The organism is Texcoconibacillus texcoconensis, from assembly GCF_014202575.1.
Lineage (GTDB): Bacteria > Bacillota > Bacilli > Bacillales > Salisediminibacteriaceae > Texcoconibacillus > Texcoconibacillus texcoconensis.
On the sequence record NZ_JACHHB010000018.1, the window covers coordinates 35,925 to 56,474 of the forward strand.

Genomic DNA, 20,550 nt, shown 5'->3' on the forward strand with positions numbered 1-20,550 from the left:
TGATCATTCACTAAGTAAACGAACAGCGTATACTTGATCAACAAAACCTTTTAAACCGTTGTAAATTCTCCAAGCCCGTGATTCATTTTTCGCTAAAGCAAATACCGTCGGACCACTACCACTCATTAGCACACCATCTGCACCGAAGTTTTCCATCTGCTTTTTCAAATTGTCGACTTTCGGATAAAGAGAAAACGTTGTTGCTTCCATTGCGTTACCTAAAGACGAACAAATTCGTTCAAAATCACCTTGATTAATCGCTTCGATCACCGCCTCTGTGTTTGGATGAGCGATATCATTTAGATTTAAGTTACCGTATATTTCTTTCGTCGATACACCTATAGGCGGCTTTGCTAATACAACCCAACACGGAGGTGGTGTTGACAACTTTTCGATTTTTTCACCTCGCCCCGTCGCTAAAGCTGTACCACCATATACACAAAAAGGTACATCTGATCCTATTTCTGACCCTAGTTCGGCTAATTCGTCTATAGATAACCCTAATCCCCAAAGCTTATTTAAGCCTCGCAATGTCGCCGCTGCATTCGTACTTCCTCCGGCCAACCCTGCTGAGACAGGGATATGTTTGTGAATATATAGGTGAACACCTTTTCGGACACCGAAACGCTTTTTCAAAAGCATCGCAGCTTGATATGCTAGGTTTTGGTGATCACTTGGTACAATCCCCTTTGATACATCCACAAAAACAGCATCCTTAGAAACCTCTGTAATCTCAATTCGATCCGCTAAATCGACGGTCGTCATTACCATTTCCACCTCATGGTATCCGTCGTCTCTTTTATGTAAGACATCTAACGATAAATTAATTTTTGCGGGCGCTTTTACTATGTACTTCATTTGCTTTGTCCACCTTCTCGCGCTTAATTGCTCTCGTTATTTTACCATTTGTTCCTAGGTGACACCACCTTGTGCTTACTTTTTCTTGTTTCCCATATGCACATAAAAGAAAAATGACTCCTAATAAGGAAGAAGTGTTACCAATATGAATGGTAACGCATCCTTTACCTTAAAGGAGTCAATAGGCGCCGCGATATCTGTTATTGTCGCTTTTGATTGGCTAAGTCACGTTCAGCAATTTCAATGGCTTTTTTCACCATATTGCCGGCATCCCGGGAACGAATACCTCCCCAACCTTCCTCTTGAACGGTGTTATAAAATCCGAGTTCTTTGGCTAACTCTTCTTTTAATCCGTCCGACATGACACTTCGCTTTCTACTCAATGGCAACAGCCCCTTTTGCAGATGATCGCGACATTCTTAGATTGAGCGTTATTTTATTGAAATATCACAAAAGGAGCGTGAAAATTATTAGAAATATTGGAATAGTATCCTAATCTTCTTTTATTTCTAAACTGATTTTGGTTCACTTGATTCATTTAAACTGACCTCAACAGATTTTGTTAAAAGGTCTGTGTAACTGTAAGACACACGTTCAAATGCATATTGATCTTGATCGAGCCTCACGACAAATACCGAAGGGTACGTCTTTTCTAGCATTCCTGTACGTTCAATCGTTTTGCGACGCCCTCCATTAGCTTTTACCGTGACTGTTCTACCGAGATTTTCCTCCAATGATCGTTTTATTTCTTTAATCGTTTTCACCAATTCGACCCACCTCTTCTACTTAAGTCATAATTTTCACGATGGAAACACTATGCATAGGATGACCGAAAAGATAGAAAACATGCATAAAACTTGAATTACAGTCATTAAAAACACCTCGAACCACAAAGGTGATCCGAGGTTCTTCAAATTTATTTTTCAATTGAATCGGATTCATTGTCACTTTCATCTACAGGTACGCCACGACGCATCATTCCTTCAGTTTCCATTCCACCAAGCCCTTTATCACCTGTTAACGTGTGTTTTAAAACATCCCACATCCCGACTCGTTCCATAATCGGCGTTAAACTCACCTTCGCTGCAATATATACCGGGTCGAGGGCATGAATATTTACTCGTTTTGGTGAACTGGCAAAGTTTGCACCAGCTTTTAAAATTGCAGGAAAATACGATTGACAAGCACCTGCAAAAATGACGAGGTGGTCCATGTAAGGAACGACCTTACGAGCCCGTTGAACAGCTTCAACAAAATATTTTGTATTTCTATACGATTTCAAATCGGAGTCGTTGCCTTTATTTTTTAAATAAGCATCGTGACCAGTAATCACAACAATATCTGGACGAACCATTTCAATAAGAGATGTAATCTGTTCAGGCATCTCCTTTTCTGAAATGTGAACGCCATAAACCGGGACACCAAGGCGATCATAAACGGCCGTACATTTTTTTAAGTAGAGTGAATCGCCATCAATATGCAAAATCTTACCCGGAACTTCAAAATAAGATTTTTGATCTTGGTAACCCGAAGTTACTTCATATTCACTTTTTTCTCGTATCCATTTTCGCTCTTGGCGAAATAATTGATAACAGCTTTCTTCTCTTTCTTTTTGTTGTTTTTGATGTTTTTTTCTTTCTTGTTCATCAAGAATGACGAGGTCACTTAACGGGGCATCGGCAACAAGGCGCATATCTTCACCGTGTAATTCTACCTCATCTCCATCCACGCGAACGACGCGAAATACGATATCGCATTCGTATGAAGATCGACCGACGAGATGACCGACTTTTACTGACACACTCAACGCCTCCTCCCTGACATAGGGTATGCGCAAAGACGATGTGTCGTGCCTACCTTTTTCACTCAGTTACGATGAGGGGATACAATACATTTGATAAAGTTGCAAACTCCTCAAGGGTTAAAGTCTCTCCACGACGCTTAGGGTCAATCCCTGCCTCTGATATGTAAGAGACTAACTTCTCTCGTTCACCTTTCATCTCGAAATGGCGTAATAAATTGTTCAGTAATGTTTTCCTTCTTTCTCCAAAAGAAGCTTTGACGAGATCAAAAAAGAACGATTCAGAAATAACATCTACTGCTGGCTCATCACGAAGTGTTAACTTCAATACAGCAGAATCGACGTTCGGTTGCGGATAAAACACCGTTTTCGGTACGTGCATGACCGTTTCTGCTTCCGCATAAAATTGCGCCGCAATCGACAAGGAACCATAACTTTTCGTCTGGGGTTTTGCAGCGATGCGATCAGCAACTTCTTTTTGAATCATAACGACGATACTTTGAAGCGGTAACTTCTCTTGTAAAAGTCCCATGATAATCGGCGTCGTTACATAATACGGTAAATTTGCAACAACAGAAACCTCCTGTTGTTCAGAAAAATAATCGCTCATGTCACTAGCCACATCTGCCTCTAATACATCTTTTTGAACGACAGAGACATTATCATAGGTGCTTAGTGTATCTTGTAAGACGCGATAAAAACGCTCATCTATTTCGTATGCTAATACTTTATCAGCGTTTTTGGCTAATTGTTCTGTCAAAGCACCTATTCCTGGGCCAATTTCGATCGCCCCCGAAGAAGGCTGAATATTAGCCGCTTCTATAATACGACTAACAATATTGGGCTCGATTAAAAAGTTTTGCCCTAAGCTTTTTTTCATCTTTAGACCATATTTCTGGCTAATCTGTTTTGTTCGGGTCGGTGTTGCAATATCTTTATTCTCCATCTTCACCCTCCATTACTTTCACTACTGCGTCAATAAATTCCTCTCGTTGAATACGAAACATTTGCAGACGACGGTGAAGTTGCTTTCCATTTGCATAACCAATTTTTAAAAGGCGACCTAATTGTTCGCGTTTTTGTTTTGCATCACTTCCCGCAATTAATCCTGCATTCATTAGATCTTGCTTCGTAATCACTTGCTCATTTTCAGCTGCTTCTGTATGAATATTTTTCAATGCTTCACGAATTGTATCCGCATGTGCATGTTCAATACCAATTTTACCTGTTCGTTCATCCTTCGCCATTTCACGATCAATAAATGCATGTTTACAACCTGGAACACGCTTAGAGATGGTGTGACGAATTTTCTCACCTGGAAAATCTGGGTCAGTAAATACAATCACACCTCGGCGTTCTTGTGCAAATTGAATTTGTGTAAGAGTATCATCATTAATCGCTGATCCATTTGTTTCTATCGTTTCACAAGTTACGGCTTGTTTAACCGTAAATGTATCATCTTTGCCTTCAACTACGATCACTTCTTCTATTTTCATTTCTACCTCCTACATTACAAAACAAAAAAACAGTATCAATCAAACTTCACTTTAGTATATCCTCTTCCGTTCGTAAATGAAACAACTGCACTGTGTCATTTATGGGCCTCTAACAAAAAAAGACACAGGGCCAGCCCCTGTGTCCAATTCATCATTATTCATCTTATTCTAGTATTCTTATGCGAACACTTTGTCTTCCATAGCTATGTGCGCCGTCAGGCTTAAAGATATCAATCTTTTCCCCTTGGATCGCACCACCTGTATCAGCAGCCAAATATACGCCCTTTCCTTCAATCTCAACCCGTGAACCGAGCGGAATAACGTTAGGATCAACAGCAATGACATTTTGATTTGGATTTGAACGCAAATCTATACCTGTTGCTGTGACACCAGAGCAACCAGTACAATAGGCTGTGTAAGCTGTCGAAGTGAAAGTTCTCCATTCTCCTGCGTTTCCAGATGTGCCTGAGGAGCTACGTGAAACCCCCGATGACGGTTGCCGCGTTCCAACGGCAACAATACGATCTTCAGGTTCAGAAATCGTCATTTCCTCAATGAGTTCACGTGAGACTTCTTCACCGTTTTCGTATGTTACTTCGTAATGCTTTTCTAATTTCCCTTCTGTACCAGCCTCAATGACTCTTTCTTCACCAGAAGGTAATGAATCATCATTTCGAGTGACAGTAGCATAGTTTTTCGACTCTTCTACAATTTCTTCTTTGGTTTCAACACGGACCACATTTATATCCATCTCAGATGTGATCTCTTCTTCTTTCTTAGGTTCAACAAAATCATCGTCATTTAGTGTAATATTTTCTCTATCTAATAAATTGGCTACGTTTGTAGGTATTGTCCATACTTCTTCTTCGTCTCCATCAACATTAATCGTGACAGGAAATGATTCTTCGTATACAACAGATGTTCTTTCAGAAATTGGTGCACGTAGTGAAGGTTCGATGCGATCATACTCACTCACTTTAATCTCTTTTTCATGAAGTAGATCAGAAACGGTTTCCGCTGTCGTCCACACTGTCCCTGTCTCCCCATTCTTCGTGAAAATAACAAGGTTTGCTGGCTTATAGGTCACAACCATGTCATCTTCTAGTTTTGTATCCAAAGATGGGATAACTTCATCACGTGAGGTCACATCTACCTCTTGCTCTTGCAACAATCCTTCTACTGTTGCTTCATGGGTAAAAACAATTTGTTCTTCTCCATCCATGTTTAACGTAACCGATAGTTTCGTAAATTCATAGCTAGCAAAAGCGGTAACGATAAGCAACAGAAGAAAGCTGACACCAGAAATGACCCACTTGTTCCTCAAAATATTAGAGGAAAACACGGGCTTGATCTTCTGTATCATGAGTCAACATTCCTCCTTCAAGAACCGCATTATATACCTCCTTATTCTACTTGTCAATGGAAGGGTCTCCTACCTTTGTCACACCTGAAAATACTAAAATCTTAAAATTCTCGACAAAACCAAGCTATGCAACGGGGAGAAGTAATAGAACCCTTCCATTATTTTTCATAAAAAGGACATATTTTGCTAGCTTCCGACACCGCTATTCCACTTTATATTTGGAATAATTTCTCAGCGTTCGACGTTGTCTGTCGAACAATTTCTTCATAAGAAACACCCTTTAACTCTGCAAGTTGTTCAGCAACCAACTTAACGTAAGCTGGCTCGTTTCGTTTACCTCTGTTTGGGTGCGGAGCTAAAAAAGGACAATCTGTTTCAATAAGCATACGCTCTAGTGGTACTTCTTTAGCAACTTCTTTAAGGTTTTTAGCATTTTTAAACGTCACTGGGCCACCGAACGAAAGGTAGAATCCCATATCAAGACATGCATCAGCAATCGATTGATCACTGTTAAAACAATGCATAATCCCTCCTACCTCATGCGCATTTTCTTCTTTTAAAATCGCGACGATATCTTCAGAAGCATCACGGTTATGAATAACAATAGGTAATTGAACGCGCTTGGCTAATGCAATCTGTTCACGAAACACTTTTTTTTGTACGTCTGCGGGTGACTTATCCCAATGATAATCTAAGCCCATTTCTCCAATTGCTACAACTTTTTCGTGTGACGCACATTCTTCAATCCAAGCTAAATGTTCCTCTGTCATATCAATCGCATCGACTGGATGCCAACCGACTGCTGCATACATAAAGTCATAAGTTTCCGCAAGTTCTAAAGCACGTGGAATCGTTTCTTCGTTGAAACCAACAACGAGCATTCTTTCAACACCCGCATCTTGTGCACGTGTAATGACTTCCTCTAAATCTTCTTGGAAATGATCAATATTTAAGTGAACATGAGTATCAAAAAGCACTTTTTCATCTCCTCCATCTTTTATCGTTACATCGTAAAAAAAGAGGTTGATCATAGAAGATGAAACACCCCTCATATCGATCAACCTCTTTTCTTTTTTCGTTAATTTACTTGCGAACCATTAGGTAACGTTTGATCAACTGTAGCTAATGTTAATTGATCTCCTTGCGAAGCAGCTAAAATCATCCCTTGGGACAACTCACCACGCAACTTCACAGGCTTTAAGTTCGTTACACAAATAACTTTTCGCCCGACAAGTTCCTCAGGCTTATAGTGCTCAGCAATTCCTGAAACGACTTGTCTTTTTTCATGACCGAGATCAAGCTGGATTTTCAAGAGCTTGTTCGCTTTTTTTACAGGCTCAGCTTCAATGACTTCTGCGACCTTAAGATTTACTTTAGCAAAATCATCAATCGTGATCTCTTCTTCTTGCTCTTCTTCTTTTTGACCGTTCTCATTTGATTGAGATTCTTCCTTAGCTTGACCTTCTGTCACGACGGTACCACCCATACTTTCCACAATCCATTTCACTTCATCTTTTACATCGAGACGTGGGAAAAGTGGCGTCGGTTTTTCGACAACTTTTGTTCCAGACGGGATTTGAGAAAAATGACTCAAGCTATCCCATGTCGTTATTTCCTCGGAAATGCCGAGTTGTTGCCAAATTTTTGTAGGTGTTTGTGTCATAAACGGTTGAATAAGAATCGAAATATGACGAAGGGATTCTGCAAGATGGTATAAGACAGAACCGAGTTGTTCTTTCGCCTGCTCATCTTTCGCTAAAATCCACGGCTGCGTTTCGTCAATATATTTGTTTGTTCGACTTACTAATTGCCAAATCGCCGATAATGCAACAGAAAACTCCATTTCCTCCATTGCATTTTCGACCTTTGTAACTGTTGAATTGACGAGGTCGACAAGGGATTCATCGTATGGTGTTGCATTCTTTACGTATTTAGGAAGTTCACCATCGAAGTATTTGTTTAACATCGCAACGGTTCTATTAAGTAAATTCCCCAAGTCATTGGCAAGGTCAAAGTTGACACGTTCTACGAAACTTTCCGGTGTAAATACACCATCAGATCCAAACGGTACTTCGCGTAACAAATAGTAGCGAAGGGCATCTAATCCATATCGGTCAATTAGTGGTACTGGATCAACGACATTCCCTTTTGATTTTGACATTTTGCCGTCTTTCATAAGTAACCATCCATGACCGAATACCTTTTTCGGTAAAGGTAGATCAAGTGCCATCAACATAATTGGCCAATAAATCGTATGGAAACGGACAATTTCTTTTCCTACGAGATGAACATCAGCTGGCCAGTAGTTTTGGTACTTCGTATCATTTTCACTTCCATATCCTAGTGCTGTAATGTAGTTAGATAAAGCATCAATCCAAACGTAAACGACGTGCTTTGGATCACTTGAGACGTTTACGCCCCAATCAAATGATGTTCTAGAAACCGCCAAGTCTTCTAACCCTGGTTTAATAAAGTTATTAATCATCTCATTTTTACGTGATTCAGGCTGAATAAACTCTGGGTTTTCTTCGTAATATTTCAACAAACGATCCGCATACTTACTCATACGGAAAAAGTAAGACTCTTCACGAACTTTTTCTAAAGGGCGACCACAATCTGGGCAAACACCATCCGTTGCTTGTGTTTCCGTATAAAACGATTCACAAGGCGTGCAATAAAGACCTTCATATTCACTCAAGTAGATATCGCCTTGCTCAAGTAATTGGTCAAATATTTTTTGAACAACCCGCTTATGACGGTCCTCTGTTGTTCGAATAAAGTCATCGTAGGAAATATCTAATTTATCCCACAAGCTACGAATATCTTTGACAATATCATCAACGAACGCTTGCGGTGAAACCCCTTTTTCCTCTGCTTTTCTTTCAATTTTTTGGCCATGCTCATCAGTTCCCGTTAAGTACATGACGTCATAGCCACGCAATCTCTTGTAACGAGCCATCGCATCACCTGCAACAGTTGTATACGCATGACCAATATGTAACTTATCACTCGGGTAATAAATCGGTGTCGTAATGTAAAACGACGGATGATTGCTTGTCATCATTTCTCCTCCTTAAAGTCATATGATTGTTCACAAACAAAAAACCCCCGCCCTATAAAGGGACGAGAGTTGAACGACTCACGTGGTACCACCCAATTTCCTCTTAACAATAAGAGGCACTCAAAGATAAAGGAAATCAAACTTCCTTTACTACAGCTGATAACGCCAGCTTACGTCGACCGCTTATGAGCTACAATGCTACACTCGCGGACGAAATCCTCCAGGGCCACGTTCAAAAGTTCAACCCTTGCCAGCTCTCAGCATTACTGACTCTCTGTATAGGATCTTCCTTTCTACTCATCCGTTCATCAGATATTTTCCAGTCTCCATTTTTTAAACAGTATCGCTCATCTTGTCTCAAAATATACCTAACGACCCTGATTGTGTCAAGGTAACCGGGTCATGTCAGGACATTTTTTAATGAGATATCGAAGCTTTCATCATGTCGACAAAAAACATGTCGAAAAATGCCGAAAAAAGTCCCGTCCTTCTTGTTTGCAATATCCGTTTTCCCCCTTTACCATAATAAGTAAATCAGATTATGAAAATTAAAATCCTTGAAAAACCCTCTTAACTCCCAACACAACAACCTTTCTCACTTACTAAATCTATTTAATTGTAAAATAAAACAATTTGTAATTGACTTCTTTTGGAAGGATTGGTATTCTAAGTAGGCACAGAATTTTGTCGAAAAATGATAGAGGAGAAACATAGAAAGAGGAGGAAGAACAATGAAATCAACAGGAATTGTACGTAAGGTGGACGAGTTAGGACGTGTAGTGATTCCAATCGAACTACGCCGTACTTTGGATATTGCTGAAAAAGACGCACTTGAGATTTATGTCGATGATGACCGCATTGTCTTGAAAAAATACAAACCAAACATGACTTGTCAAGTGACAGGGGAAGTCTCTGACAGCAATGTTTCTTTAGCAGATGGAAAAATCATTTTAAGCCCAGAAGGCGCAAAAGAAGTAATTCAAGAATTAGAAGGTTTCATTTCCAAAAGTGACTAATCAATACTTCTAACAAAAAGGGTCAGACGTCACTAGGAACCGTGACTTCTGACCCTTTTCTTTCAAATCAAATTGCACGAAAAGAAAGCGCATTTTGTTTTGATTATTGATGGTAAGCATTATATACTTCTCTTTTTTTCATATTTCGATCGGCAGATGTTTGCTTAATGGCATCTTTGGTTGTCATTCCAGATTCGATGTACTGTTCAATATGTTCATTGAGTGTATATTCTGACCACCAAGCAGTTGATTTCAATTCACTCGTATCATCAGCTTGTTCATCGCTTCCTTCAACGATTAAACAACATTCGCCTTTCACGCCACCGCGTTCTTCAATCTGCTCACGTACTGTTTGACATGAACCACGAATAAATTCTTCATGAATTTTCGTTAATTCTCTCGCTAAGCAAACTTGGCGATTTCCTAATACTTCTTCGAGCGTAGATAATGTATCTTTCACGCGATATGGAGATTCGTAAATCACAAGACTTGCTTGGATATTCTTATAAGATAGAAGCTGCTTGACCTTAAGTTTTTTCTTTCGCTCTAAAAAGCCTAGAAAGACAAATGGTTCAGGTGCAAGGCCAGATGCAGTAAGCGCAGGAACAACGGCATTAGCCCCTGGAAGTGGCACAACTGATATTCCCTCATTAACACATGAAACAACAAGTTCATGACCAGGATCAGAAATGGCTGGAGAACCAGCGTCACTAGTCAGTGCAATATCCTCACCGGCTTTTAACTTCCCGATAAGCTCCTCTTCTCGCGCATGTTTATTATGTTCATGATAACTCATCAACGGCGTATCAATATGAAAATGATTACACAATTTTTTCGTTACTCTTGTATCCTCACACGCAACAAGAGTGGCTGACTTTAGGCATTCAATCGCTCGGAAAGTCATATCTTGTAAATGGCCAATTGGCGTTGGCACAAGGTAAAGCGTTCCTAACTGTTCATAAACTGGTTGCTGTTCCACATTCATCTCCCTTTCCCGTCTCAATTACCTGCAACTTTTTATGCCTTGGCAATTGCTTCAATCGATGCTCTTCTTGCATCGCTTCCGTTTTTGTTAAGAAAGACGCCACATACACGAGCGTGAACGGCCCACGCCCACGCGTATATTTCGCCCCTTTTCCTTCTTCATGTTGACGCAACCTCTTGTTTACATCCGTCGTATATCCTGTATACAAACTTCCATCTTTACACTCCAACATATAGACAAAATGTTTACGTTGATTGTCCATGCTCATAAACGCTTCGAAACTCCTCTGTGTAACGATTTTGTTCATTATAGACAATATGAGGGTGATGTACTGTCACACCCGGCTGACCATCCTTCGTTGCCTCAATAAGCACCATGTTTGCATCTTTTCCTGCCTTTGGATGAACCATTTGGATCCGCTTCGGTTCCAAACGGTATTGCCGCATAAGTACCATCAAATCTCCTAAACGTTCAGGACGGTGAACAAGCGCACATTTTCCCTTTTGCTTTAATAATCGACTCGAAACGCGAATAATATCCTCTAATGTACAATAAATTTCATGTTTTGCCACCGAAACACGCTGGTTATCATTCAATTCACTAGCAGAAGGTGTGCGAAAATACGGTGGATTACAAGTGACTAAATCATAAGAATCCCACTTCACATGACCATCCAACTCATTAATATCGGCCTGCCACACATTTACTTGCTCTTGTAAATGATTTAACTGCACACTTTCTTGTGCCATCTCTACAAGTGGCTTTTGCAATTCAACCGCATCAATTGGCACACGACTCCGTTCCGTTAACAACAACGGTATTGCTCCACTTCCACTACATAAGTCAATGATCTTTCCCCTCGTAATCGGCACATATGTAAAACGTGCTAACAACACCGCATCCGTGGAAAACGTAAAAATTTCCTCATTTTGTACAATTGATAACTTCGTCCCCGGTAAATAGTCTTGACGATTTTCTTTCACCATTAACCGTTCCTCACTTCTGTAATATATTAATAAAAAAAGCTGCTCAAGTGGAAAGGTATTTCCTTTGCCCCCCCATCGTACAGCGTTACGTTCTACGACCAGGAGAGGAATCTTCGGAAGTATACCCTTCGATGAGTCAGCCTCAAGTTCATTTATTTTTTATTTAAAAAGGCGAGGCAAAATAAACAGTCCCCTTCTTTTCGCAAACTCCCATAGTGAAGGTTACATATATGAAATCCTTCTTGATAAAGTCTTGCCAGATTGTCATACCCTTCACCTAAACTAGACGTCAACGGTTTATTCTTTTTCTTCGTTTCTTGTTGAGGTTCGTGTTCTTGTTTCGGTGGATCAATCCGCTCGCGGAGATTTTCATTTTCCATTTTTAACGCCTGGTTTTCCTCAAGCAAAAACGCGAGCTGCTCTTTCAGTTCGCGAAATTCCTCATGTAAACCACCAATACGTTCTTCAAATTGACTCACCCGCGTGAAAATTTCCTTTTTATCCACGATGCGTACACCTCATTATTAAGTGGTTTCCGTGGCCACTGCCCCTTCATCTAACAGTTCGTCTAGCGTATATTCGACAACATGACCCGTTTCATATATTTCGATTTGAACAATACGCTCAAGAATGTTCAAACCAACAACTTTTCCTTTACCTTCAGATGTATCAATATGCTCATTGAGGTCAGGAAGTTCTTTTTTCGCTGTTTCATACATATCATTTTCATATTTCAAACAGCACATCAGTCGTCCACATAAACCAGAGATTTTCGATGGGTTAAGAGATAAATTTTGATCTTTCGCCATTTTAATCGATACTGGTTCAAAGTCACCGAGGAAAGTTGAACAACATAGCATTCTTCCACATGGTCCAATTCCTCCAAGCATTTTCGCTTCATCACGAACACCTATTTGGCGTAACTCAATGCGCGTTCTGAAAATCGAAGCAAGATCTTTGACGAGGTCGCGAAAGTCAATGCGACCATCAGCAGTAAAATAAAATAGCACTTTATTTCGATCAAATGTATATTCAACATCGACGAGTTTCATCTCTAAGTCGTGTTCATTAATTTTTTCCTGACAAACGTCAAACGCCTGTTTCGCAGATTCACGGTTTTCCTCAACATTTAACTTATCCTTGTCCGTGGCTAAGCGAAGCACTTGCTTTAAAGGAAGAACGACGTCTTGTTCATCTACTTCTTTTTTGCCAATGACGACTTTGCCGAATTCAATCCCTCTTACCGTTTCGACAATCACATAGTCATCGACCTCTATCGATAAATCGCCAGGAGAGAAATAATAAATCTTCCCAGCTTTCTTAAAACGTACACCTACAACTTGATGCACACTATCCCTCCTGTAACTTAAGCAACAGCTGGTCCATCACTAACTGCGGACTACTATTTGCGTCTAAGCGTCGTTTTGCATCAAATATCGCGGTTAATTTGTGACGAATCGTTGGTTGACTTTGTGACAACGCTTGGTTTTTTAGATCGTCCATACAATCAGTATAGACGACTTGATTTTCTTGTCCAATTTGGACACGTAATAAATCTCTATACCACAACATGAGCATATCCATGCCAAGTTGAAGCGAAGAACGCTCTGAGAAAAACGGCAGCCAATGCTCATGAACCGTTAATAACGCCCGCTGTGGCCGTTTTGAGATTTCATGGACTAATTGTATCACTTTGCTTCTCGCCTGTGCAATCCAATCGCTTGAGCAAAGGGACTCTGCTTCCTCTACGTCAGCCGCAATTTGAGAAGCTATACGCGCCTGTACCTCAGAATACCCTTTCTCTAACAAAGTCTCAATAACAGATTCTGGAGGGAGTGGAGCAAATGACAATACTTGCACTCTTGATTGAATCGTCGGTAATATGGCATGACGTTTTGTCGTTTGCAAAATCGCCAGCGACTCTCCCCCCGGTTCTTCGAGAAACTTTAGCAAGCTATTCGCTGCACTATTTGTCATCGTATCCGCTTCTTCAACGATATAAACTTTACGCGTTGACTCTAGCCCTTGATAACTAAACTCTTTGAGAAGGTGGCGAATTTGATCAACTTTAATCGATGCGCCTTCCGCCTGTATCAAATGTAAATCAGGATGATTACCACTATCTATACGACGGCAATGCTCGCACGTATGACACGGCTCAGCATCATCTCCTCGCTTTTGGCATAAAAATGCCTTAGCCAGTTGAAAAGCCATTAAATCAGTTTTTGTCCCTTGTTTTCCTTCAAATAGATATGCATGCGCAAGTCGCTCTTTTAAAATACTGTTTTTTAACATTTGTACGACTGTCGCTTGCTTTTCTGCTAATTCTGCCCAAGTCATTACCGTCACCTGCACTAAGCTTTATCGCAATCTTAAACCTTTAATACTTTTCAAATTGTTCCACAGGCAATACAAAAACTGTCGCTCCTCCTACTTGTACCTCAACTGGATAAGGAATATAAGAATCTGCATTCCCCCCCATCGGTGAAACAGGAGCAACGAGTTGTTCACGACTTTCACAGTTTTCCTTAATGATTGATAATACTTCATCAACGTCTTCATCTTCAGTACCAATCATCAACGTTGTATTCCCTGATTTCAAAAACCCTCCTGTACTAGACAACCTCGTAGCTTGAAATTGACGTTCCGTTAGAGCATCAGATAATCGTTGACTGTCTTTATCTTGAACAACCGCAACAATCATCTTCACAATTGAACTCCTCCCCAGTAAAGCCACTGACTGACAATGACCTTTTATATGTATTATAACAGGAACAACCCTTCGTTGTGCATATCAGGAGCAAAGAGAGGCAAGGTAGTTTTCAAGATCTTCCCAAACAGATTGAACAACATCTTCTAGACTACGTTCTGCATCGACCGTTTCAATCCGCTCAGGCTCTTGTTTTTGCAAATGCAAATACGCATTCCGTACCTTTTCATGAAAATCACGACTTTCCTTGTCCAATCGATTCACTTCGCGATTTTTCTCTTTCTCAATACGCCCTAAACCTACCTCTGGTGAAACGTCAAAATAATACGTAACAGCAGGTAAATTTCCTTCAGTTGCAAACTGATTGATCTGCCACACATCATTGACCCCAATATCACGAGCAACTCCTTGATAAACGAGACTGCTATCAATAAAGCGATCACATAATACAATCGTCCCTGCTTCTAACGCCGGCTTCACCTTCTGTACGAAATGCTGCCGCCGCGCTGCAGCGTACAACAGTGCTTCTGTTCGTGGGTCCATATCTGTATGCCGTGTATCCAAAATTAGATCACGTATTTTCTCAGCAATCTCATTGCCACCCGGCTCCCTCGTTTTCATCACCGAATAACCTTGTTCTACTAACTTCTCATATATACGCTCAAGGACTGTCGACTTGCCAGCCCCTTCCCCACCTTCAAACGTAATAAACCGTTCGTTCACGACCATTCTCCTTTACAAAACAATAAATTTTTAACACTCACAATCAACCTTCACACCCGACTCCATCCAACTTTCACCCGTCTGAAAGCGGGCCCCCTGCTTCTCTAACCGCTGCAATTGCTCCACATGCTGCTCCGTCACACGCTCACCAGGCAATAACAACGGAATACCAGGAGGGTACGGTGTAATCACCTCCCGCATCAGCCGACCTACAGCAGATGAAATCGGGACATACTCAATATCCCCTTCCGCCTTTGCAAACGGTGCTAATTCCACCCACCGATGAGCAAATGGAAAACGAGAAGTAGAGGACCGCTCAACAACTTGTTCGTTTTTTAATACCGAACGAAAAGTCTCTACAATCGATTCACCATCGTATCCTTCAACAGTTAACGGAAAGGTAAGCACGATGTAACCTAATGTCGCCATCTCTACATCGACACCTTGTTTTTCAAGTTCCGATTTTAATTCTATACCACTCAAAGAACAACGTGGCGCAATGATACATTTAAACGGATCTTGCCAATAAGAAGAACTTGCTACTTCTAAAATATCCAACTGTTCGATCTGTGCAAGCTCTTTTCCGATATTGTACCAATGACGGATCACTCGTTCCATATCTTCTAGCGGTAAGTTTGCGATAAAATAACGAGCAATATCCAAAGAAGCTAGCAATGGATAGGAAGGACTACTCGACTGCAACATACGTAAATAACGCTTCACTTCTTGTAGATTGACCCGTTCGGTATTGATATGTAAATAAGAAGCCATCGTCATTGCTGGCAACATTTTATGGGCCGACTGCACGACTGCATCCGCCCCAGCATCAAGGCTCGATGCAGCAATCGCACGGTGACCATACTTTAAGTGTGCCCCATGCGCTTCATCAACAAATAAAAAACTTCCAAATTGATGAGCCATATGAACATGTTCATCGAGCGCCTGTCCGACTCCTTCATATGATGGGTTTGTTAATACAACCGCTTTTGCCTTCGGGAATGCAGCGAATCCTTCCTCTAATGTCTCAAGAGAAATCCCTAACGATAAGCCTGTGTCACGATCAATATCAGGCGATAACATCACAGGTACTCCCCGAGCTAACTCAAGTGCATGCAACACGGATTGATGACAATCTCTCTGCACAAGAACGACATCGTCATCATCGATATGGGCAAGTATCATCGCCAATATGCCAACCGTCGATCCTCCGACAAGAAATGATGTATCGATTGTATTGTAATATGCAGCTGTTAACTTTTCGGCATTTTTAATGATTCCTTTAGGAGCATGAAGATCGTCCATTCCGGTAATTTCAGTCACATCTAACTTTAAAATTTCAAACCATTCACTCACATCAGATTGCGCTAATACACGACCATGTTTATGCCCTGGAACATGAAAGTCATACCTCCCAGCATGAGCATGTTCCACTAACGCTTCAAAGATCGGTCTACGTGTTTGATCCAACATAGATCACCTGCTTTAATTTTATAAAAGAAAACATCGATTCCTTGTTTAAATAGTAAGCTACATTTTTTTACTTTTTTATCTTAACATAAAAGAGGCTGTGCTCATTGCAAAGGATCATTCCTTTGCAGCACAACCTCCTTATGATATCTGTTTTCTTTTTAATGATAAGTAAACAAAGTATTGCGGATTGTACGGAGTCTCTCAACATAAGTCGGGTAATTTTCATCATCTGTATCAGTGTTTACTAGTTTTTCTTCACACGTTTCACAAATAAAATGATTTAATAAATAGATTCCTTTTTCTCGCTTTGTCTCACAAACTACACAAGTTGTTCGTTGACCATTGGTGATTGCTTTTTTTTCATTCACGTTTCCCCACCTCCATCTGCTATTAGCCTGCCCAAATACAATTTCATGTATACATAGATGGATGGCTTTTTACTAGTTTATGCGTGGAAGTGGGGCACGTGCCTGTCGCTCTTCATTACGGAATAAACCAAATATCGATCGCAACTAATGCTGCCAAACCAGGCACACCTAGAAATCCTGAGACCGCTGCCGTAACCCCGTTGATTGGCAACTCATAATCAAAAGGTGATGCAAAAGCGTTAAGAAAAAACAGAAACAATGCACCGACAAGTAATCGAATCGCCCCATAACCTAACCATTGTAATGGTTTTAGAGGAGCACCGATAATTAGCAACATGAAGACCGCTGCTGCTAAAAGTGAAAGAATAAAAATCGGTTCCAAGCAACAACACCCTCTCTTTCATATGAAATCCAAGTCCCCACTAAAGTTAGCGAGACGTCTTGTTTTCATTTGGCCAAGCTTTTACCTTTATCATATGAAAGATTTACTCACTTAGAACTACGTTTTCGCTGTTGAACGGACGTTCCTCTTAACCGAGCTTCTTTTAATAAAAACAAGTATTTGGCTTCCGTCAATTTCTTGCGATATATCCACTCATCAGAAGCATCAAGGCTATTTTCTAACAGTATCGAGGCTTGATCAACTTGCTGTTTATACATATCGATAAAATCAAGCAATTGTTCATCTTCTCGTTTACGGATCGATCGTTTTCTAAACATGTAAAGTGACTCCCTTTATTATAATTCCTGACGCCCTTCAATCGCTTTGGAAAGTGTGACTTCATCAGCATACTCTAAATCTCCCCCGACCGGTAAACCGTGTGCAATTCGCGACACTTTGATCCCTGTCGGTTTTACGAGACGAGATATATACATCGCTGTCGCTTCTCCTTCAATATTCGGGTTCGTAGCAACAATTAATTCCTGGACCGTCTCATCTTGCAATCGTTTAATCAAGTCAGGAATGTGGATGTCCTCAGGGCCAATCCCATCAACAGGTGAAATGGCACCATGCAAAACGTGATACTGTCCGCGAAATTCTTGCATTTTTTCCATTGCAATCACATCTTTAGAATCTTGTACAACACAAATCACCGAGCGATCACGCGTTTGGTCTTCACAAATACGGCATGGGTCGGTATCAGTAATATGCTGACAAATACTACAGTGTGTTAATTCTCTCTTCGCATTCACTAATGCTTTTCCGAAGTCAAATACATCTTCTTCTTTCATATCTAAAACATAAAATGCCAACCTAGCTGCCGTCTTAGGCCCAATTCCAGGTAGGCGCATAAATCCTTCAATCAATTTTGAAATGGGTTCTGGATATTGCAATTGGTAGGCCCCCTCTCACCTTTCTAATCAATCATTTTGGTAAAAAAAGAAGAGGGATCCCCCCTCTTCCCTACTTAAAACATGCCTGGGATGTTCATCCCTTTTGTAAACTTACCCATCTTTTCATTAACGATTTCATCAATTTGATTAAGTGCATCATTTGTCGCTGCTAACACCATGTCTTGAAGCATATCTACATCTTCTGGGTCTACAGCTTCTTCATCGATATCGATTTCTACGATTCGCTTTTCGCCGTTGGCTACCACTTTCACCATACCGCCACCAGCTGTTGCTTCAGCTGTTTCTGTTTTTAATTCTTCTTGTGCTTTCGCCATATCTTTCTGCATTTTTTGCATTTGCTTCATCATATTCCCCATGTTTTTCATGGACAATCGCCTCACTTTCATATCTTTAATTAGTGTTTATCTATCTATTCATTAATTTCGACGAATTCTTCGCCGACTAGCTTAATCGCTTCATCAACAAGCTGCTCCTCTTGTTGATTTTCAGGAATTTCTTCCGTTTGCTCTCCCTGGTCCTCATTTACACCGGCACTACGTTGTTCTTGTACGAATGCAGATTTTGTTTCTTCCCAATGCGTAGATAAAATCGTTAAAAGAGTCATCGGACGTTGGAGAACTTGCGTGACTGTCTCTTCGACTAGCGAGCGAAACTTTGTATCAATCATATCACGATGCATCTCATTTCGAAATGCAAGCACAAACTGGCGCTCAGAACAAGCAACAGGTTTTGAGTCATTCAACCACGCTGACGCCGGAACACTTTGTGACTTCACACGATCACTGATCGTCGCCCAAGCATTCGAAATCTCTTGTAATTGCGATTTTGTCGCTTCTTTCAGCATCGTTTTCACTTGCGTCTGGTTGGCGCGGTTTTTCCCAGGACTCACTGTTCTTGGTTGTTTCTTTTCAGGCGCTGATGGTGAGGCTGGTGCTGGTGCTGTTTTTACTTCTTGTGCTGGTTGTTGACTTCCTGTTTGCTGAACCATTTTCTCTAACTTCTCAATTCTACCTTTTAAAGCTTGAATTGTCGCATCATCCGTAGATGGCGCAGAAGAAGTTGTTTCTTGATCAACTGGTCTCTCTGATGACACTTGATCGCACGCCTGTATCACGAATAATTCCAAATATACTTTTGGGTGATTTGACCATTTCATTTCTTGTTGTGATTGCGTCAAAGAATGGATGACTTGTTGAATCCATTCCCGCGGTGCTGACTTTGATAAGCGGAGAAAAGATTCATCTTCACTTGCTCTTTCGCTTAACCCTTCTAATTGAGGGGCTGCCTGATGAAGAAGGAGATCTCGAAAGTAGTAAATCAAATCTTCCAAAAATCGCGTCGCATCTTTTCCTTGTTCAATTAATTGATCAACCGCCTGCAATGCACGGGCAACATCTGCATCAAAAAGCGCTTCAGAAATATCTGTTAAAAATTGTTGTGATACCGCTCCTGTAATCGAGAGCACGTCATCGGTTGTCACACTTGACTCAGCAAACGACATCGCTTGATCAAGTAAACTTAACGCATCTCGCATACCACCTTCTGAAGCACGAGCAACCATTCTTAAAGCTTGTGGTTCAACGTCAATATCATAATGATCCAAAATCGCCTCAAGTCTGTTTACAATCGAACTAGCAGTGATTCGTTTAAAATCAAACCTTTGACAGCGAGAAATAATTGTTAAGGGGATTTTATGAGGTTCCGTCGTTGCTAGTATAAAAATCACATGTTTCGGTGGTTCTTCCAATGTCTTTAATAACGCGTTGAACGCTCCAGTTGAAAGCATATGAACTTCGTCAATAATGTACACTTTATAAGGAATCGCACTCGGAGAAAATTTCACATTGTCACGAATCTCACGGATTTCATCAACACCATTATTACTAGCGGCGTCAATCTCCATGACATCAACAATCGATCCATCTTGAATTCCTCGACATGCCTTACATTCCCCACATGGTTCATCCGTTGGCGCTTGTTCACAGTTAACCGCTTTCGCAATAATCTTCGCTGCACTCGTTTTTCCCGTCCCTCTCGGACCTGTAAACAAGTAAGCATGGGAGAGCTTTTGCTGAACTAGAGCGTTTCTTAATGTTTTTGTAATATGCTCTTGTCCGACGACATCAGCAAGTTTTTCTGGTCGCCAAACTCGGTAAAGCGCCCGATAGCTCATTTTGCTCCCCCTTTCGTTCTCGAACTCATTCCTATTATACCGATTCACCATAAGGATTTCAAAACCAATTATTAAAGAAAGGCTGAAACGGGCTTGGGCACAAACCACAAGCACTTCATCTTCCCCTTCTATCCTTGCTTTGTAATTTTTTCCAACACCCATCCACAATGGGATCGATGATGTA

Annotated in this window: 25 protein-coding genes and 1 other annotated feature; of the genes, 1 reads left to right on the forward strand and 24 read right to left on the reverse strand. The window is 40.8% G+C overall.

The window, feature by feature from the left end; translation table 11 throughout:
* Positions 1 to 3 precede the first annotated feature (3 nt).
* The 9 genes from ispE to metG all read right to left on the reverse strand — a co-directional run bounded on the left by ispE (position 4) and on the right by metG (position 8,579).
* Positions 4 to 858 carry a 4-(cytidine 5'-diphospho)-2-C-methyl-D-erythritol kinase gene (gene ispE, locus HNQ41_RS15305; RefSeq protein ID WP_184665309.1) on the reverse strand — a complete coding sequence of 285 codons (855 nt, stop codon included), beginning with the start codon at positions 856 to 858 and terminating at the stop codon, positions 4 to 6.
* A gap of 200 nt (positions 859 to 1,058) precedes the next feature.
* On the reverse strand, positions 1,059 to 1,241 hold the full coding sequence (locus HNQ41_RS15310; RefSeq protein ID WP_184665310.1) for a small, acid-soluble spore protein, alpha/beta type: 183 nt from the start codon (positions 1,239 to 1,241) through the stop codon (positions 1,059 to 1,061).
* A gap of 126 nt (positions 1,242 to 1,367) precedes the next feature.
* Positions 1,368 to 1,625: a Veg family protein gene (locus HNQ41_RS15315; RefSeq protein WP_184665311.1), complete on the reverse strand. Its 258-nt coding sequence runs from the start codon at positions 1,623 to 1,625 to the stop codon at positions 1,368 to 1,370.
* Between the two features lie 149 nt (positions 1,626 to 1,774).
* The gene (yabG, locus tag HNQ41_RS15320) at positions 1,775 to 2,659 is read right to left on the reverse strand and encodes a sporulation peptidase YabG (RefSeq protein ID WP_184665312.1); all 885 of its coding nucleotides are present in this window, start codon (positions 2,657 to 2,659) and stop codon (positions 1,775 to 1,777) included.
* A 61-nt stretch (positions 2,660 to 2,720) separates the two neighbouring features.
* The gene (gene rsmA / locus HNQ41_RS15325) at positions 2,721 to 3,605 is read right to left on the reverse strand and encodes a 16S rRNA (adenine(1518)-N(6)/adenine(1519)-N(6))-dimethyltransferase RsmA (protein WP_184665313.1); all 885 of its coding nucleotides are present in this window, start codon (positions 3,603 to 3,605) and stop codon (positions 2,721 to 2,723) included.
* Positions 3,595 to 4,155, reverse strand: coding sequence for a ribonuclease M5 (gene rnmV, locus HNQ41_RS15330; RefSeq protein WP_184665314.1), 561 nt, complete (start codon positions 4,153 to 4,155; stop codon positions 3,595 to 3,597). The genes rsmA and rnmV overlap by 11 nt, the downstream gene beginning before the upstream one ends.
* Positions 4,156 to 4,318: 163 nt before the next feature.
* Positions 4,319 to 5,518 carry a resuscitation-promoting factor gene (locus HNQ41_RS15335; RefSeq protein ID WP_184665315.1) on the reverse strand — a complete coding sequence of 400 codons (1,200 nt, stop codon included), beginning with the start codon at positions 5,516 to 5,518 and terminating at the stop codon, positions 4,319 to 4,321.
* Between the two features lie 212 nt (positions 5,519 to 5,730).
* On the reverse strand, positions 5,731 to 6,495 hold the full coding sequence (locus HNQ41_RS15340; RefSeq protein ID WP_184665344.1) for a YchF/TatD family DNA exonuclease: 765 nt from the start codon (positions 6,493 to 6,495) through the stop codon (positions 5,731 to 5,733).
* A gap of 101 nt (positions 6,496 to 6,596) precedes the next feature.
* Positions 6,597 to 8,579: a methionine--tRNA ligase gene (gene metG / locus HNQ41_RS15345; protein WP_184665316.1), complete on the reverse strand. Its 1,983-nt coding sequence runs from the start codon at positions 8,577 to 8,579 to the stop codon at positions 6,597 to 6,599.
* A 55-nt stretch (positions 8,580 to 8,634) separates the two neighbouring features.
* Positions 8,635 to 8,897 (reverse strand) — a binding site (T-box leader).
* Positions 8,898 to 9,310: 413 nt separating this feature from the next.
* On the opposite strand from metG, the gene abrB reads away from it, so the two are divergent.
* Positions 9,311 to 9,595 (forward strand): transition state genes transcriptional regulator AbrB, encoded by a 285-nt coding sequence (abrB, locus tag HNQ41_RS15350; protein ID WP_184665317.1) that lies wholly within the window; start codon positions 9,311 to 9,313, stop codon positions 9,593 to 9,595.
* Between the two features lie 103 nt (positions 9,596 to 9,698).
* On the opposite strand, the gene rsmI is transcribed toward abrB, so the two are convergent.
* From rsmI to dnaX, 15 genes are all read right to left on the reverse strand, one after another.
* On the reverse strand, positions 9,699 to 10,580 hold the full coding sequence (gene rsmI / locus HNQ41_RS15355) for a 16S rRNA (cytidine(1402)-2'-O)-methyltransferase (protein ID WP_184665318.1): 882 nt from the start codon (positions 10,578 to 10,580) through the stop codon (positions 9,699 to 9,701).
* Positions 10,552 to 10,842, reverse strand: coding sequence for a GIY-YIG nuclease family protein (locus HNQ41_RS15360; protein WP_184665345.1), 291 nt, complete (start codon positions 10,840 to 10,842; stop codon positions 10,552 to 10,554). Before HNQ41_RS15360 ends, rsmI begins: the two co-directional genes overlap by 29 nt.
* Positions 10,826 to 11,566, reverse strand: a complete 741-nt coding sequence (locus HNQ41_RS15365; RefSeq protein WP_184665319.1) for a tRNA1(Val) (adenine(37)-N6)-methyltransferase — start codon at positions 11,564 to 11,566, stop codon at positions 10,826 to 10,828. The genes HNQ41_RS15360 and HNQ41_RS15365 overlap by 17 nt, the downstream gene beginning before the upstream one ends.
* A 152-nt stretch (positions 11,567 to 11,718) precedes the next feature.
* On the reverse strand, positions 11,719 to 12,072 hold the full coding sequence (yabA, locus tag HNQ41_RS15370) for a DNA replication initiation control protein YabA (RefSeq protein WP_184665320.1): 354 nt from the start codon (positions 12,070 to 12,072) through the stop codon (positions 11,719 to 11,721).
* An 18-nt stretch (positions 12,073 to 12,090) separates the two neighbouring features.
* Positions 12,091 to 12,915, reverse strand: a complete 825-nt coding sequence (locus HNQ41_RS15375; protein WP_184665321.1) for a regulatory iron-sulfur-containing complex subunit RicT — start codon at positions 12,913 to 12,915, stop codon at positions 12,091 to 12,093.
* Between the two features lies 1 nt (position 12,916).
* Positions 12,917 to 13,906, reverse strand: a complete 990-nt coding sequence (holB, locus tag HNQ41_RS15380; RefSeq protein ID WP_184665322.1) for a DNA polymerase III subunit delta' — start codon at positions 13,904 to 13,906, stop codon at positions 12,917 to 12,919.
* 40 nt (positions 13,907 to 13,946) lie between these two features.
* Entirely contained in the window at positions 13,947 to 14,276 is a 330-nt protein-coding gene (locus HNQ41_RS15385) for a cyclic-di-AMP receptor (protein ID WP_184665323.1), read from the reverse strand.
* Positions 14,277 to 14,360: 84 nt separating this feature from the next.
* Complete coding sequence (tmk, locus tag HNQ41_RS15390; protein ID WP_184665324.1) at positions 14,361 to 15,005, reverse strand: dTMP kinase; 645 nt, start codon at positions 15,003 to 15,005, stop codon at positions 14,361 to 14,363.
* A 24-nt stretch (positions 15,006 to 15,029) separates the two neighbouring features.
* The gene (locus HNQ41_RS15395) at positions 15,030 to 16,466 is read right to left on the reverse strand and encodes an aminotransferase class I/II-fold pyridoxal phosphate-dependent enzyme (protein WP_184665325.1); all 1,437 of its coding nucleotides are present in this window, start codon (positions 16,464 to 16,466) and stop codon (positions 15,030 to 15,032) included.
* A gap of 161 nt (positions 16,467 to 16,627) precedes the next feature.
* The gene (locus tag HNQ41_RS16715; protein ID WP_343043379.1) at positions 16,628 to 16,837 is read right to left on the reverse strand and encodes a sigma factor G inhibitor Gin; all 210 of its coding nucleotides are present in this window, start codon (positions 16,835 to 16,837) and stop codon (positions 16,628 to 16,630) included.
* A gap of 115 nt (positions 16,838 to 16,952) precedes the next feature.
* Entirely contained in the window at positions 16,953 to 17,219 is a 267-nt protein-coding gene (locus tag HNQ41_RS15405; RefSeq protein ID WP_184665326.1) for a pro-sigmaK processing inhibitor BofA family protein, read from the reverse strand.
* 107 nt (positions 17,220 to 17,326) lie between these two features.
* Complete coding sequence (locus tag HNQ41_RS15410) at positions 17,327 to 17,557, reverse strand: YaaL family protein (protein WP_184665327.1); 231 nt, start codon at positions 17,555 to 17,557, stop codon at positions 17,327 to 17,329.
* Positions 17,558 to 17,575: 18 nt separating this feature from the next.
* Positions 17,576 to 18,172 carry a recombination mediator RecR gene (gene recR / locus HNQ41_RS15415; protein ID WP_184665328.1) on the reverse strand — a complete coding sequence of 199 codons (597 nt, stop codon included), beginning with the start codon at positions 18,170 to 18,172 and terminating at the stop codon, positions 17,576 to 17,578.
* Between the two features lie 74 nt (positions 18,173 to 18,246).
* Positions 18,247 to 18,558 carry a YbaB/EbfC family nucleoid-associated protein gene (locus tag HNQ41_RS15420; RefSeq protein WP_184665329.1) on the reverse strand — a complete coding sequence of 104 codons (312 nt, stop codon included), beginning with the start codon at positions 18,556 to 18,558 and terminating at the stop codon, positions 18,247 to 18,249.
* A 44-nt stretch (positions 18,559 to 18,602) separates the two neighbouring features.
* Complete coding sequence (dnaX, locus tag HNQ41_RS15425) at positions 18,603 to 20,366, reverse strand: DNA polymerase III subunit gamma/tau (RefSeq protein ID WP_184665330.1); 1,764 nt, start codon at positions 20,364 to 20,366, stop codon at positions 18,603 to 18,605.
* Between the last annotated feature and the right edge of the window lie 184 nt (positions 20,367 to 20,550).